The sequence below is a fragment of the Streptococcus sp. DD13 genome, from assembly GCF_001578875.1.
Classification (GTDB): Bacteria; Bacillota; Bacilli; order Lactobacillales; family Streptococcaceae; genus Streptococcus.
This window is the reverse complement of the sequence record NZ_KQ969506.1, coordinates 786,806-802,044: the sequence shown is the minus strand read 5'-3', so window position 1 is coordinate 802,044 and position 15,239 is coordinate 786,806. Positions and strand designations below refer to the sequence as shown.

Below are 15,239 nucleotides of genomic sequence, written 5' to 3'. Positions count from 1 at the left end.
CTGGATAAGTCCTATCTAGATGTATCACGCCTTGATTTTGACAATGTTTCTGATATGAAGCGCTACACCGAAAATTATACCGGTGGCCTTGCAGACTCATGTTGGGCTTACGCAGTTGGGTCAGTGAGTCCAGAAGTCCAACAGCTTATGAAAGTGACCAAAGAGTGTTTGTACAAGGGGATTGAACAAGCAGTTGTGGGCAATCGCATCGGAGACATCGGAGCAGCGATCCAAGAACATGCGGAAAGCTATGGATATGGGGTTGTGAAAGATTTAGTGGGTCACGGGGTTGGTCCAACCATGCATGAGGAGCCGATGGTTCCCCACTATGGTCGTGCTGGCCGTGGGCTACGTTTGCGAGAAGGAATGGTCCTCACTATTGAGCCGATGATTAACACAGGAACCTGGGAGATCGATACCGATCTAAAAACTGGTTGGGCCCATAAGACCTTGGACGGTGGCCTATCTTGTCAATATGAACATCAATTTGTCATCACTAAAGATGGACCGGTCATCTTAACCAGCCAAGGCGAAGAAGGAACCTATTAATCGTTTCAACTGTCTCTGGTACCATTGGAGAAAGGAGGAGGATATGAAAAAACGTTGGAATCAGATTCGTTCCAGTCGTCCTGTCTCCTCTTTTTTGTACTTTTTAGGCTCTGCCGAACTGGATATCACACCCGTCGCGGTCGCCTATTATTTACTGATTTCAGTTTTTCCTATCTTGATGGTGATTACGAGTCTTTTGCCATATTGGCGAATCGATATCAATCAGTTGATGGTCTTTCTAAAGACCATCTTTCCAGCTAGACTCTATCCAACAGTTCAAGAATTACTGGTCCCTGTCTTTACCCAAGCCTCCACACCTTGGTTAGGGGTTTCGATTTTTTCGGTCCTGTATACCTTTACAAGAGCGATGAATGCTCTTCAAAAAGCCTTTAATAAGGCGTACGGAGTTGCAAAACATCGAGGGGTCTTCTTGAGTCATGTGATCGGCATTTTGATCGGATTGGCTCTCCAAGTCATCTTGATTTTTAGTGTAACGGTTTTTACTGCAGGAGACAGGATTCTTCATTTTCTTAGTCAGCGTGGCTGGATCAACCAGCATTGGACGAATTTATTGGAATATCGAACCTTACCGGTCGTCTTTCTCGCTATGACCCTGGCCCTCATTTTGCTTTATCTTTTATTGCCCAATGTCAAAATTCGCAAGTTTCGCTATGTGCTACCTGGGACTATCTTTGTCATCTTAGTGATGACATCGGTCGGTCGCATCTTTCGCTTTTATATGGAACGGTATGCCAACCGCCTCTTAGATTTTCGGCTTGTAACAGCTGTGGTTATGCTGATCCTGGTTCTTTGGTTTATGTTTATCGCAACCGTCCTCATCATCGGGGCAGCCTTGAATGCGACCTTTCAAAGCCTGGAAATGGATTGTTGGGAGACTCGAAAAGGAGAGCAAGTTCCGATACGAAAACGAATTGAAGTGTATTTAAGACGGAATTCCTCGTCTATCAAGGACTCCTAACCTAACTCATCAAGGAGAGCTTTTCATAACGGCAGGATTCGAACCCTCCTTTTATGGAAAGATTGGATAGGGAGCCATTATCGTGACAAAAATAGACCTGCAACCTAAGATGCGGGTCTTTCTCTTTTGTCTTTAAAAACGAACAATTTGCTCAAGAGATAATTGAGAATAATAATAAGGACCTGTGCGATGACCGTTTCGATGAGATTGACCAGCTGTAGATTTTGGTCCACAAATTGACCGATGATTCCTGGGAATTGATCCACAAAGAGATAAGCTAATAGAGAGTCGAGAGCCAGTGTCACCAGACGAGCACCGATAAAGTTGATCAGACGCTTGGGCCAGCCTTTTGGGGTCTGTTTAAAGACCCAGCGGTCATTTGTTACAAAGGCAAAAAGAATCCCAACGATGTTGCCAATAATACTAGCCCACAAGGCTTGAGAGAGGTAGGCGTAGACCAGTGTCCGTGTCAAGAGGGAGACGACGGATGTCAGAACTCCAAAGACCAGATAAAGAAAAGCTTCGCTTCTTATGAGTTGTTTCCATATTTTCATACCCTCAGTTTATCATTTTTTGACGGACTTTCCTACCGTTAGGGGAATTTAATTGAAAAATATCTTGAGGATTCTAGCGTTTTCTGCTATACTTAACAACGTTGCATCTGCAACCCTTGACCCTTCCCTTCTTTGGTCAAGCATATTAGAAGCGAAACAATCGCTAAAGGAGATTTTTACATGAAACATTCCCGCTTTACAGCCCTCGATCTGGTTCAGATTGCACTTGTGGCCGCTTTATACGTCTTGTTGACAGCCCTTCCAGTGTTAAGCAATTTTTCCTACGGAGCCGTGCAGTTTCGAATTTCAGAGATGCTTAATTTTTTAGCCTTTTACAATCCCAAGTATATCCTTTCTGTCACGATTGGCTGTATGATTGCCAATTTTATCAGTCCTCAAAGTTTGGGACTCATTGATGTCGTTGTGGGAGGAGGCTCAACCTTCATCTTTGTCAGCTTAGGTGTATACCTTTTCAAGCGATTTGATCAGGTTGAAGTACTTGGAGGTCTCTTCCGATTAGACCATCTTTTCTTCTCTGTTCTTTTTTCCATCAGTATGATTACCATCGCGTGGGAGTTGAACTTTGTATTGAAGGACCCGTTCTTCTTGACTTGGTTTACAACAGCTATCGGAGAATTCACCTCCCTCCTCTTAGGTGCCTTTTTGGTCAAACGATTGGATAAGGTGATTGATTTTACCAAATAAAATAGACAATGTAAAAAAAGACAATCTCGCAGTTGGGAGAGGGATTGTCTTTTTCTATTTGTCTAAAGAGAGTGCAGATTCTGGTTTCTGTTCATTTCTTTGGAATGTCTCTTTCAACTGCGGTCATAAAGGTCGTTCAGCGTTGATGTGTCAAATTGAAAGAAGCACTGATTCCCTTGACTTTTGAAAGTAGCCAAAAGACTGATCTAGAAATGAACGATCATTGAATCCATGTGAGTGAATTCGAGGCTGGGACAAAAGTCCTAGCCTCTTTTTTGTTTTTGGATGGTCGAGCAAGACGCCGTGGTTGAGTGGGCTCTACTAGGCTGATTTTATCCGCTTTTACAGCTCGACTCAACTGTTCGGAGGTGGGACGACGAAATCGAATTCGAACGAATGACCGATTTCTGTCCCACTCTCCTTTTAATTAGAAAAAGGTTAAAAGAGGATTGTCTTGTGAAATTATTTATTTTTCCGCCTTCACCCCATTGCCCTAGAGTAAAAAATAGAGTCAAGCCAAGCAAAATGGCCTTGGATGTGAGATTTGAAAATGGAGTGCTCATTTCGGGCATATTCCTATCAGGTTATGCTCACCTATATTACGGCGTTTCCATTCTGAAAGTCAATCATTTATAGGTGAAACTTTTTCCGTCAATTTTAAAAGGAAAGCAAAAGGAGCGTAGAAGTGATAAAAGGCTTTGTGATATAATAGAGGTATGGTAAACGAAAAATATACAAAAATCTCCCAAGATTTGGGTGTGACTTTTAAACAGATTGAGACGGTCTTATCGCTAACAGCAGAAGGAAATACGATTCCTTTCATTGCTCGCTATCGAAAGGAAGCGACGGGAAACCTAGATGAGGTTGTGATTAAGAGTATTATTGATCAGGAAAAGAGCTTGACTGCTTTAGAAGATCGAAAGAAGACCGTATTAGCTAAGATTGCAGAACAAGGGAAGCTGACGACTGAGTTAGAGGCCACTATTTTAGCAGCAGAAAAACTAGCAGATGTGGAAGAATTATATCTCCCTTATAAAGAAAAACGGCGGACGAAGGCCACCATTGCCAAGGAAGCTGGTCTCTTGCCCTTGGCTCGCTTGATTATCCAGGACCACCCTGCTCTCTTACAAGAGGCAGCAAATTTTGTGACCCAAGGGTTTGACACCCCACAAGCTTGTCTAGCTGGAGCAGTAGATATCTTGGTAGAAGCTCTTTCTGAAGATAGCAAGTTACGTTCCTGGACCTACCATGAGATTCGTCACCATTCGACCCTTTGCTCCCAGCTAAAGGATGCAGAGGCAGACGACAAGCATGTCTATCAAATTTACTATGATTTTTCTGAAAAAGTTGAAAAGATGCAAGGATACCGTGTTCTCGCAATTAATCGTGGGGAAAAGCAGGGTGTTTTGAAGGTTTACTTTGAGCACCATCTCGACAAGATGCTTCGTTTTTACCAACTGCGGTTTCCAAAGCTCAATCCTTATATTGAAGAAGTCGTACAACAAGCCCTGAAAAAGAAGATTTTACCAGCCATGGAAAGACGGGTTCGCACAGAGTTGACGGAGGCTGCAGAAGAAGGAGCGATTGCCCTCTTTTCCGAAAATCTACGCCATCTCCTTTTGGTTCCTCCTTTAAAAGGGAAGACTGTATTAGGGTTTGACCCAGCCTTTCGGACAGGAGCTAAGCTAGCAGTTGTAGATTCCACTGGTAAGCTGCTAACGACTCAGGTCATTCATCCTGTCAAACCAGCGAGTCAAGCCCAGATTGCCCAAGCTAAGGAGAGCCTAAAAGCGATTCTTGGCCAATATCAAGTCGAAATCATTGCGATTGGAAACGGAACCGCAAGCCGGGAGTCTGAGGCCTTTGTAGCAGACATCCTACATGAAGTGGAAGGTGTCCGCTACGTGATCGTTAGTGAATCTGGGGCATCTGTTTATTCTGCTTCTGAGCTTGCTCGTCGTGAGTTCCCTGATTTGACAGTCGAGAAACGCTCAGCCATTTCGATCGCCCGACGCTTGCAAGACCCCTTGGCAGAGCTCGTGAAGATTGATCCAAAATCCATCGGCGTCGGCCAATACCAGCATGACGTCAATCAGAAAAAACTCTCAGAAGGCCTCGACTTTGTTGTCGATACAGTGGTCAATCAGGTGGGTGTCAATGTCAACACTGCTAGTCCAGCTCTCTTGTCTCATGTTGCGGGATTGAATAAAACCATCTCTGAAAACATTGTGCAGTATCGGGAGGAAAATGGTGCCTTACGGAGTCGGGCAGAGTTGAAGAAAGTGCCTCGTTTAGGGGAAAAGGCCTTTGAGCAGGCAGCAGGCTTCTTACGTATACCGGATGCTCCCAACTTTTTGGACAACACAGGGGTTCACCCTGAGTCTTATGCCGCAGTGGATCAGTTGCTTTCAGACTTGTCTATTCAACAATTGGATAAAGAAGCCTTGCAAAAATTAAAGAGTCTCCCTCTCCAAGAAACGGCTGAACGCTTAGGGATTGGTGTAGAGACGTTAGAGGATATCGTGTCAGATTTGATCAAGCCTGGTCGTGATTTGCGGGATAATTTTGCAGCACCCGTCCTACGTCAAGATGTGCTCGATTTCAAGGACCTTGTTGTTGGTCAGCGTCTGGAAGGAGTGGTGCGCAATATCGTTGACTTTGGAGCCTTTGTAGATATTGGAATTCACGAAGATGGCTTGATTCATATTTCGAATCTTTCTCAGCAGTTTGTCAAGCACCCTAGTCAGGTTCTTTCTGTAGGAGACTTGGTAACTGTTTGGGTCTATAAACTAGATACGGATCGTGAAAAAGTCAATCTTAGTTTGGTGGCTCCTCGTGAATCTGACTGATTACGTTCGTCAAGTTTCCCGAGAGGATTTTGGCAAGGAATTTCACCATGAGGCAGTTTGGAATAAACGGTTGCGGACGACGGGAGGCCGTTTTTTTCCACGAGATGGTCATTTGGATTTCAATCCGACGCTTTTTGAGGAATTTGGAGAAGAGGTGTTCCGAGGGATCGTGCGGCATGAACTTTGTCATTATCACCTTTTCTTTGAGCGGAAAGGCTACAAACATAGAGATCGAGACTTTCAGAACCTTTTGAAGCAGGTGGGAGGACTTCGCTATACCCCGAAGAGTTTGAAGGCACCGAGTCCTTATCTTTATCAGTGTGTGCACTGTGGACTAACCTATCAACGGAAACGAAAGATAAAGACGGATCAATACCGTTGTGGTCGTTGTCACGCTCGAATTCAGCTTCTAAGCTCACCGTCTTAAATCAGCCCTACGGCTGATTTTTTTTGATGAATTATTTGGTATACTAACATTATCCTAGATTCCTGATGATAGAGGATGAGTCGACGGTATCAGGGATTGGATTGAGGTAAGAAGATGACAGGTAGAGACGAAAGACGGATTTTAGAACTATATGAGAAAGGATTTCTTACAAAAGAAGAGGCTATTTCCTGTTACTCTAATCTAGGTAGCGAAGGCTGTCCGCTCTCAACGGAGGACGAGCAGAATTCGCGTTGGAATCGGCGTTTTCTTCCAAACTTTAAAATATTTTCATCACAAAAATGGATGGAATATTACGATCTTCCACTTTTAAGTTCCTTCTTTCTGACCATAAGGGATGGACAAGTTTATTTCAAACGAGGGGATCAAGAAGGGATCCAACTGGAAATTCTATCTTGGGATGGACAAGAGCCCCAACAACTGCCAAATGTGGAGGTTGATGAGAACCAACTACGGGTCCACTTGTTTGGAAAAAGTCAGGTGACGGTCTATCTACCAGAATGTTGGTTATCGATTTTGGAGCTGAAGGTAGGACAGGCCAGTGTGAACTTAGAATACGCGCCTTTTGAGGACATTACGATTGAGAGTTCGTCCGATAAAAACAACAGGATATCGTGATACGGACTTTTGGGAATCACCCTCAACATGTGTATCTTCAGCTGAAAAAGGCCGATCTTTTTCTAAAAATGGCCGAAGAGCAGGGAATAAAGGCCCACATTGAAGGGGGAGCTTCCCAGATTAGTTACAATTTCCGAAAAATAAGGCTTCCTTATCGATTTGAAAAGGAGGGGAAGGCCCCTGTGAGACTTCAAATTCGGACACTAGAGAGTCGGATACGGATTAAAGAGGTGAGAGATGCAAAAATTATATAGATCAAGAAAAGACCAGTGGTTTCGAGGAGTTTTGTCAGGCATTGCCTCTTCATGGAATTGGAACCTCAACGTAATGAGGACTGTTTTTCTAGAGAGTGGGACAGAAATCGGCATTCGTTAGAATTCGATTTCGTCGTCCCACCTCCGCACAGTTGAGTAGGGCTGTAAAAGCTGATGAAATCAGCGTAGTAGAGCCCACTCAACCACTGCGTCTTGCTCGACAATCCAAAAACAATTGAGAGGCTAGGACTTTTGTTCCAGCCTCTTTTCGCTTTACCCTTGTTGTCCTTTATCTGGCACTTTCCTGGTTCCTTCCCTACAAAGAAGATGACGTACGGGTTTATCATAACGGCCCTCGCAAGCGCAAGGATGCAGAGCCACTTTAACAGAAAGAGACCTCAGATAGTGGGACAGAAATCGGGAATTCCTTAGAATTCGATTTCGTCGTCCCACCTCCGCACAGTTGAGTCGAGCTGGAAAAGCTGATGAAATCAGCCTAGTAGAGCCCACTCCACCACTAGGTCTTGCTCGACAATCCAAAAACAATTGAGAGGCTAGGACTTTTGTCCCAGCCTCTTTTTTCACTTATGAAACGACCTTTTTCTTGTATGGACTTTCTTTATTTGAAACTTTCAAAGAAAGGGCTTTGTGGTATAATGGGAGATAGAATAGTAGAAAAAGGAGTGACGCATGGCTGTACTTGTCAAGGACTTGGTCGAGAAGATTCGATTAGAGCCCATTTATTCTTCAGATGCTCTTTTACTAAAAGAGATTACAACATCTGATATCTCGAGACCCGGGCTTGAAATGACGGGTTATTTTGATTATTACTCTCCAGAACGGATCCAGCTAATAGGGATGAAGGAATGGAGCTACATGCAAGCGATGACGAGTCACAATCGTTATCAGGTTTTATTGGGGATTTTCCAGGATTCGACTCCAATCGTCATTGTGGCACGAGGGCTTGAAGTTCCAGAAGAAATGATCCGAGCAGCGAAAGCCAATCATGTTCCTGTCTATCAGAGTGGAACAGCGACGAGTCGCTTATCTGGGGAGATTTCCTCCTTTCTGGATACCCAGCTGGCTACGCGGACCAGTGTTCATGGTGTCTTGATGGATATTTATGGGATGGGGGTTCTCATTCAAGGAGATTCCGGTATCGGAAAAAGCGAGACCGGTTTGGAGCTGGTAAAACGGGGTCATCGTTTGGTGGCCGATGACCGGGTCGATGTTTTTGCCAAGGATGATGTCACTCTATGGGGGGAGCCTGCTGAAATCCTCCGTCACCTGATTGAGATTCGAGGAGTTGGAATTATCGATGTGATGAGTCTCTACGGTGCGAGTGCGGTCAAAGGATCTTCAGAAGTGCAACTCGCCGTTTATCTGGAAAACTATGAGACCGGTAAAGTCTTTGACCGATTGGGAAATGGGGGAGATGTGATTGAAATTGCAGGAATTACGATTCCCCAAATTCGTATACCGGTAAAAACAGGTCGGAATATTTCTGTAGTGATTGAAGCAGCTGCCATGAATTATCGCTCCAAACTAATGGGATTTGATGCGACTAAGACATTCGAGGAACGTCTGTCTAAGCTGATTGAAACCAATAAGGAGGAAAATGAATGAGTCCAATTGCCATCCATTTAGGACCACTTGAAATTCGCTGGTATGCGATTTGTATCGTAGCGGGCACTGTGTTAGCGGTCTATCTCGCAATGAAAGAAGCACCGAGGAAGAAGATTAAAGCAGACGACATCTTGGACTTCATTCTCATCGCCTTTCCATTGTCCATTATCGGTGCGCGCCTCTATTATGTCATTTTTGAATGGGGTCAATACCGGAATAATCTAGCCAGTATTTTTGCCATCTGGAATGGGGGTCTTGCCATCTATGGAGGGCTGATTACCGGGTTTATCATTCTCTTGTGGTTTTGTTATAACCGCATCATCAATACTTGGGATTTTTTGGATATTGCCGCACCGTCTGTCATGATTGCACAAAGTATCGGTCGTTGGGGGAACTTTTTCAACCAAGAAGCCTATGGGGCTAAGGTAGACCAGTTAAACTACCTACCTGGCTTTATTCGAGACCAAATGTATATTGATGGGGCCTATCGACAACCGACTTTCCTTTATGAATCGTTGTGGAATTTACTCGGTTTTCTGCTCATCATTTTTTTAAGAAGACGAAAGAACCTGCTCAAGCGTGGAGAAATCACCTTCTTTTACTTGATTTGGTATGGAATCGGTCGCTTCTTTATCGAAGGCATGCGAACCGATAGTCTTTGGTTCCTTGGATTACGGGTATCGCAGTGGCTGTCTGCTGTGCTTGCCATCCTTGGTCTAGTCCTTTTAGTGTATCGTCGTCGTAAGGATACAATCCCTTATTATCTATAATGAAAGGAGAAACAGATGATTCTTGAAATTGCTGTTTTGATTATTGCCCTAGCGTTTGCTCTGATTGCTGTGTATATTGCTCTTGTGTTGAAAAAGGTTGCAGGTATCGCTGAGGAGGCTGAAAAGTCCCTTAAAACGTTAACCAGTGATGTGAATGTCACACTTTATCAAACCAATGAGCTCTTGGCAAAGACAAATGTCTTGGTAGAAGATGTTAATGGAAAAGTCGCTACCCTTGATCCTCTCTTTGTAGCTGTGGCGGATCTATCAGAGTCTGTGTCTGATATGAACACGGCTGCGCGTGATTGGACGATCAAAGCTAAATCAGCAGGAAAAAATACGGTTCGTGCGAGCGGTGTTTTAGCATCGGTACGATTGTTATCCTCTTTATTTGGTAAAAAAGGAGAAAAGTAATGGCTAAATCAATGAAACTATTGAAAACAGCAGTCCTTAGTGCAACGGCTGCTGCTGCACTCACAGCTTTTCTACGATCAGACGCTGGAAAAAAAGCTCGAAAATCTGTTGTGAAATTTTCCAAAGAATACCGTGAAGATCCTCAAGCAAAGCATGAAGAATTCCTGAAAAAAGCTCAAGAGTATAGTGCTCAGACTTATGAAAAATGGGCAAACTTGAAGGAGCAGTTTCAGACGGGAGAAGTGACGGTCACGGATGTAGTAGAAGCAGGAAAAGCCAAAGCAGATTACCTACGTGGTCAGTCTGTAGATGCCTTTGATAAAGTGAAGGAAAAAATAGCCAGTCAAAATCTGTCTACTAAAGATTTACTGGCTTCGATCAAAGAAAAACGAAAGTCTTAACTGGCCAACCGGACTCCCTTTCTCCTTTCGACCAGGGGACCTTGGAAGAATTAGAAGAATCCGAAGAAATTACGATCGATTTTCCGGACCTAGGGGACAAGGTGGAGGACTCCTCGACAGGAGACCAAGATTCTTCTTTAAAAGAAGAAAATGAAGAAGCTTAAACGGAAAAAAACCTTTTTACAAAAAAACAAGAGTTGAATTATTCAACTCTTGCTTTTTTTTGTTGAAGCCGAAACTCCCATTTTTTTCCGTTTTAATCGTTTATATTGGTGTCTGATCAATAGTTGAGTGGCTTTTAGTCCAAAAAGGCCAGAAATCATCCCAGCAACAAAGGCCAACAAGGTATGTAGACCAAGAGAAAGGAAGATATAGGTCGCCAAGACAGATAGAATCGAAAAGATGGTAATATTTAAGAAAAATAGGACATCTTTTAGTCGATTGCTTGCTGAAGATGGGACTTGGTAGCGTTGGTATGTAACGCGTGACTCTTTCGGGTGTGACTCTTCATAGTGATCAGGCTGATAGTGTCTTAAAGCCATGCAGCCTCCTTTATTGACAAATAGCAAAATGGTTGCTACTTGGTCTACTCCTTTTAGGAATCCTATCAAGAAGTAATAACTACATTAGTATACCATAGGTAATACGATTCTTCAAGCTATTTTATAAAAAAACCTATAGAAAGGGAGTTTTCGTTCCTTCCCCTTAACTCTTTCAGCAGTCGGGGAATGGATGAAATGGTGTCTTTCTATCCGAAATCGGCAAATCTTGATAGATTGTATTTGAATGACTTGTAAAAATAGAAGGATAAGAAATTTTTATCGAGAAGAGAAAGAACGAAAACGCTTGCATAAACGATAAGAATTGTGTATACTACAATCGTAAAATGTTCAATTAGAAAGGAATACCTAACGGTTATGAAAAAAGAACAGCATCCTCTATTGGAATCGTAAATAGACGTCAAATTTTCGGTATTCGAAAGTTAAAAGTCGGGGTGGCTTCTGTCACACTTGCAGTCGCTTTCTTTTTGTCATGCGGAAATGGAAGCGTTTTAGCAGATCAAATGGAAGTCCCTGCAGCCCCTATTGAGCTGCAAAAGGATGGTACCGAGGGAGCTTCTGCAGATGAGTTAGCAGCTACAGGAGACGAGGATAGAACGGTCGATAAGGATCCAGTGTCTGCGACGACCGACACGGAAGAACCTGTCTCTACGACATCTACAAGGTTGATAGAGGCAGCTACTTCTAGCCATCTGGAAGAGGGTCAAGAGGAGCCTTCTCCTCAAGAAGCCAAAGGTGTCCTACAAAATGATTCTGCTGAAACAAGCGCCAAGACTCCTGTGGTGCGGCAATTGGCAGAAACCCCAACATCCAAAGAAGATCCGATCGCAGAGCAGACTGTTCGGATGCATTTTAAAGGGCTCAATGAGCAAGAAATAGATCAGTACGGGCTCTGGCTTTGGGGGGCTGTTGCGAATCCTTCTGATGGAGCTAAATGGCCAACAGCGGCCCAGCCTTTCAGTGCCCGGCAAAAGGATGATTATGGCTACTATATTGATGTTAAAAAGGGGGCAGAGACTGGAGATATTGGCTTTCTCCTTTTGAAAAACGGGGAAAAGGTCACCCCAACGGATCAATCTCTTTCCTTGATCTCACCCAGTGTCCAACAGGTTTGGATTGATCAAGATTTTCAGTTGTATTACTATCGGCCACAAGAACCAGGGACGCTTCGCATCAATTACTACCGAGCAGACGGTCAGTACAAGAAGAAATCACTCTGGCTTTGGGGAAGTGCTGACAAGTCAATCACTAGTCAACTAGGTTCATGGCCAGATGGTGTCGATTTTCAACAGATAGGGCCTTACGGTGCATATATGGATATCCCTCTATCTAGTACTGAGGAACTAGGATTTTTGCTTCTGGATGAAAATAAGTCAGGAGATGAGGTGAAAATTCAACCGAATGATTATAAGTTTAACGATCTAAAACACCATAGCCAAATTTTTCTAAGAGAGGACGATGCGACGATTTATACCAATCCTTATTTTATTTCTGAGACAAGACTGACCAGTGCGCAACAAACCAGTCCAACCACTATTGTCGTGGGTGTGACTTCGCTTGAACAGATCCATCAGGAATCCCTATTAAAAGACCTTGTGTTGACAAATGTACATCAGCAACGAATCACGATCGAAGGAGTTCATATGGATCAGGCTTCCAATAAGATCATTCTAACAGGTGATTTTAAGGCTGAGGAGGGCCCTTATACCCTCGTCTACAAAGGAAATGAGTGGACAGTAAAGACGAACTGGCAATATAAAGATGCCCTTTACGCCTATGATGGTGAGTTAGGTGCCCGGGTTCACAAGGAGGGAAGGATTGTAGACCTGACCGTGTGGTCGCCAAGTGCGGACCATGTCTCTCTCGTCTTGTATGATAAAAATAATCAAGAAAAGGTAGTGGCCAAACTAGCTATGAAGCAGGGGAATAAGGGAGAATGGTCCCTTCAACTGACTGAAAAAACGCTAGCCAACATCGAAGATTACCGCGGTTATTTTTATCATTATGAAATTAGCCGGAATGGTCAGTCTAAGTTGGTATTGGATCCTTATGCCAAGTCTCTTGCTTCTTGGAATAGTCAGTTAGCAGATACAGATCCATCCTACAAAGTCGCAAAAGCAGCGATTGTCGATGTGGAGAATATCGGTGAGAAAAATCGAAGTTTTGCGAATATTCCTGGATTTACCAGTCGGGAAAAGGCAGTCATTTACGAAGCGCATGTGCGTGATTTTACTTCAGATCCTGCTCTTGAGGGAACATTAAGACGCCAATTTGGCACTTTTGCATCCTTTGTCGAAAAATTGGACTATCTCCAACAATTGGGAGTGACCCATATCCAGCTCTTACCAATCATGAGTTATTATTTCGTTGACGAATCGAAAAATGGAGAGCGTTTACTGGCCTATGCATCAAAAGATAGCAACTACAACTGGGGTTATGACCCACAATCTTACTTTGCTCTGACGGGGATGTACTCTTCTGATCCATCGGATCCTGGCAAACGAATAGCGGAATTTAAGAACTTGGTGGATGAAATCCATAAGAGAGGAATGGGGGTCATCTTAGATGTGGTTTATAATCACACAGCTAAGGTCGAACTTTTTGAAGACTTAGAACCCAATTATTACCACTTTATGGATGCGAATGGGCAAGCCAAGACCAGCTTTGGAGGTGGTCGTTTAGGAACGACCCATTATATGACCCGTCGTTTATTGGTGGACTCCATTCGTTATTTGACGAATGAGTACAAGGTAGATGGTTTTCGTTTTGATATGATGGGCGATCATGATGCTGCAGCGATTGAGGCTGCATTTGAGGCCGCTAAGGCCCTTAATCCAAATATCCTGATGTTGGGTGAAGGATGGGTGACCTTTGTAGGAGATGACAACATGCCTGAACAGCCTGCTGACCAAAGCTGGATGTCCCAAACGGATACCGTTGCATCCTTCTCAGATGACTTTCGAAATAACCTGAAGTCTGGTTATCCAAACGAAGGGGCTCCTGCCTTCCTAACGGGTGGTGCGAAGAATATCTGGACGATTTTCCAAAATATAAAGGCTCAGCCGACGAACTTTCTAGCCGATGATCCAGGAGATGTCATCCAATACATCGCTGCTCATGACAATCTCACCTTGTTTGATATCATCGCTCAGTCTATTCATAAAGATCCAGCGGATGCTCAAAACCTCCGTGAGATTCATCGCCGGTTACGCTTGGGCAACACGCTCGTACTGACTTCTCAAGGAACACCATTCCTTCATTCGGGGCAAGAGTATGGTCGAACGAAGCAATTCAAGGATGAAAACTATCGCTATCCAGTATCAGATGAGCGGGTTCCAAACAAGTCTCATTTGTTGACGAAGGAAGATGGGACTCCATTTGATTATCCTTACTTTATCCATGATTCCTATGACTCGTCGGATGCGGTCAATCACTTTGATTGGGCAAAAGCGACCGATGTCGAACGCTATCCAGAACACACCCGTAGTAAAGCCTACACACAAGGCTTGATCGCCCTTCGCCGGTCGACGGATGCTTTTTCTCTGACTAGTAAAGAAGAGATAGAGGCGCGCGTGAAGCTGTTGGTGCAACCTGGTCAAGATGGTGTGAAGACAGAAGATACGGTCATTGCTTATGAGACGAGAGCGAGCAATGGCGATCGCTATGCTGTCTTCGTCAATGCAGATCATCGTGCGCGAACCTTTAGTCTCAAAGGAGATGCGAAGGAATGGTTACGGGCAGATGTGGTGGTAGATGGTCTTCGTGCTGGCACGATTTCTTTAAAAGATCCTTCTGGAGTGACATTTGGAACAGAGGGACTGACTTTAGATCCATTGACTGCACTTGTCTTGCGCTTGTCTACGGAATCATCTGATGAGACAGAGCGTCGATTGCAAGATTTAGCGACTAAGGTAACTCTTGTCTTAGCCAAGAAGGAAGACCAGCAGATTACCTCCCTTACGGTCAAAGAAGTGGTTGGAGAAGACTTGTCCAAACTGGATGTTCTCAGTGGACAAGATGTCGATTTGTATGATATCGAATTGGTAGATCAGTATGGACAAAAGCTCTCTAATCGTGAACCAGTTCAAGTCTATCTTCCGATTGAGGATGGGAAGGTTGTAGCTGGTGTCTTCTATCTGGCAGAAGATGGGCGTCTTCAGGAACTGGAATTTGAGGAAGTGATACAAGCGGTGGATGGGAAGAATCAGCGATTTGTCCACTTCACTGCTGAGCACTTTAGCCGATATGGTGTTCGCTACTTCATGGATAAGCGAAGGACCGAAGATATCCATGAAACCGAAGAAAGGAGGGACAAAGGCGTCATCTGGTCTCCTTCTGCGGACAAGGACAAAGAGAGGCCAGTGGTAGCAGACTCAGCTAAAACGACAGAGCAACTTCCTCAGACTGGTGATACCAGACAGGTTTGGTTGAGTCTGGTGGGACTACTCGGGCTAGGTAGCTTTGCTCTTCTAAAACGAAAACAGGAGAAAGAAAGCGATGCCGAAAAGAATTGAA

General features: G+C 44.0%; 14 protein-coding genes, 1 pseudogene and 1 riboswitch. Of the genes and pseudogenes, 13 read left to right on the top strand and 2 right to left on the bottom strand.

Features of this window, described 5'->3' with window-relative positions; all coding sequences use genetic code 11:
• Window positions 1-549: type I methionyl aminopeptidase (map, locus tag STRDD13_RS03695; protein WP_082781172.1), on the top strand; the 549-nt coding region annotated here is incomplete at its 5' end.
• A gap of 43 nt (window positions 550-592) precedes the next feature.
• Window positions 593-1,528: a YihY/virulence factor BrkB family protein gene (locus STRDD13_RS03690; protein WP_067102029.1), complete on the top strand. Its 936-nt coding sequence runs from the start codon at window positions 593-595 to the stop codon at window positions 1,526-1,528.
• A 104-nt stretch (window positions 1,529-1,632) separates the two neighbouring features.
• Here the strand turns inward: STRDD13_RS03690 and STRDD13_RS03685 are convergent, their stop codons facing one another.
• Window positions 1,633-2,082, bottom strand: a complete 450-nt coding sequence (locus STRDD13_RS03685; protein ID WP_067102027.1) for a GtrA family protein — start codon at window positions 2,080-2,082, stop codon at window positions 1,633-1,635.
• An 82-nt stretch (window positions 2,083-2,164) separates the two neighbouring features.
• A riboswitch (PreQ1 riboswitch) is annotated at window positions 2,165-2,265 on the top strand.
• On the opposite strand from STRDD13_RS03685, the gene STRDD13_RS03680 reads away from it, so the two are divergent.
• The 10 genes and pseudogenes from STRDD13_RS03680 to STRDD13_RS08840 all read left to right on the top strand — a co-directional run bounded on the left by STRDD13_RS03680 (window position 2,263) and on the right by STRDD13_RS08840 (window position 10,328).
• Window positions 2,263-2,787: a QueT transporter family protein gene (locus tag STRDD13_RS03680; protein ID WP_067102023.1), complete on the top strand. Its 525-nt coding sequence runs from the start codon at window positions 2,263-2,265 to the stop codon at window positions 2,785-2,787. Its footprint overlaps the riboswitch before it by 3 nt.
• Before the next feature lie 716 nt (window positions 2,788-3,503).
• Window positions 3,504-5,636, top strand: a complete 2,133-nt coding sequence (locus STRDD13_RS03675; RefSeq protein ID WP_067102020.1) for a Tex family protein — start codon at window positions 3,504-3,506, stop codon at window positions 5,634-5,636.
• The gene (locus STRDD13_RS03670; RefSeq protein WP_067102018.1) at window positions 5,623-6,063 is read left to right on the top strand and encodes a SprT family protein; all 441 of its coding nucleotides are present in this window, start codon (window positions 5,623-5,625) and stop codon (window positions 6,061-6,063) included. The genes STRDD13_RS03675 and STRDD13_RS03670 overlap by 14 nt, the downstream gene beginning before the upstream one ends.
• Before the next feature lie 303 nt (window positions 6,064-6,366).
• Window positions 6,367-6,699, top strand: coding sequence for a hypothetical protein (locus STRDD13_RS08445; protein ID WP_156471243.1), 333 nt, complete (start codon window positions 6,367-6,369; stop codon window positions 6,697-6,699).
• Between the two features lie 237 nt (window positions 6,700-6,936).
• Window positions 6,937-6,996: pseudogene (locus STRDD13_RS08960) on the top strand (hypothetical protein); the annotation flags it as partial.
• A gap of 647 nt (window positions 6,997-7,643) precedes the next feature.
• Complete coding sequence (hprK, locus tag STRDD13_RS03655; RefSeq protein ID WP_067102010.1) at window positions 7,644-8,579, top strand: HPr(Ser) kinase/phosphatase; 936 nt, start codon at window positions 7,644-7,646, stop codon at window positions 8,577-8,579.
• On the top strand, window positions 8,576-9,349 hold the full coding sequence (gene lgt / locus STRDD13_RS03650) for a prolipoprotein diacylglyceryl transferase (protein ID WP_067102007.1): 774 nt from the start codon (window positions 8,576-8,578) through the stop codon (window positions 9,347-9,349). Before hprK ends, lgt begins: the two co-directional genes overlap by 4 nt.
• 15 nt (window positions 9,350-9,364) lie before the next feature.
• Complete coding sequence (locus STRDD13_RS03645; RefSeq protein ID WP_067102005.1) at window positions 9,365-9,763, top strand: DUF948 domain-containing protein; 399 nt, start codon at window positions 9,365-9,367, stop codon at window positions 9,761-9,763.
• Window positions 9,763-10,164, top strand: coding sequence for a hypothetical protein (locus tag STRDD13_RS03640; protein ID WP_067102002.1), 402 nt, complete (start codon window positions 9,763-9,765; stop codon window positions 10,162-10,164). The genes STRDD13_RS03645 and STRDD13_RS03640 overlap by 1 nt, the downstream gene beginning before the upstream one ends.
• A gap of 41 nt (window positions 10,165-10,205) precedes the next feature.
• Window positions 10,206-10,328: a hypothetical protein gene (locus STRDD13_RS08840; protein ID WP_269450097.1), complete on the top strand. Its 123-nt coding sequence runs from the start codon at window positions 10,206-10,208 to the stop codon at window positions 10,326-10,328.
• A 42-nt stretch (window positions 10,329-10,370) separates the two neighbouring features.
• Here the strand turns inward: STRDD13_RS08840 and STRDD13_RS03635 are convergent, their stop codons facing one another.
• Window positions 10,371-10,706, bottom strand: a complete 336-nt coding sequence (locus STRDD13_RS03635) for a DUF3270 family protein (RefSeq protein ID WP_067101999.1) — start codon at window positions 10,704-10,706, stop codon at window positions 10,371-10,373.
• 362 nt (window positions 10,707-11,068) lie between these two features.
• On the opposite strand from STRDD13_RS03635, the gene STRDD13_RS03630 reads away from it, so the two are divergent.
• Window positions 11,069-15,238 carry a pullulanase gene (locus tag STRDD13_RS03630; protein WP_331708493.1) on the top strand — a complete coding sequence of 1,390 codons (4,170 nt, stop codon included), beginning with the start codon at window positions 11,069-11,071 and terminating at the stop codon, window positions 15,236-15,238.
• Window position 15,239 lies beyond the last annotated feature (1 nt).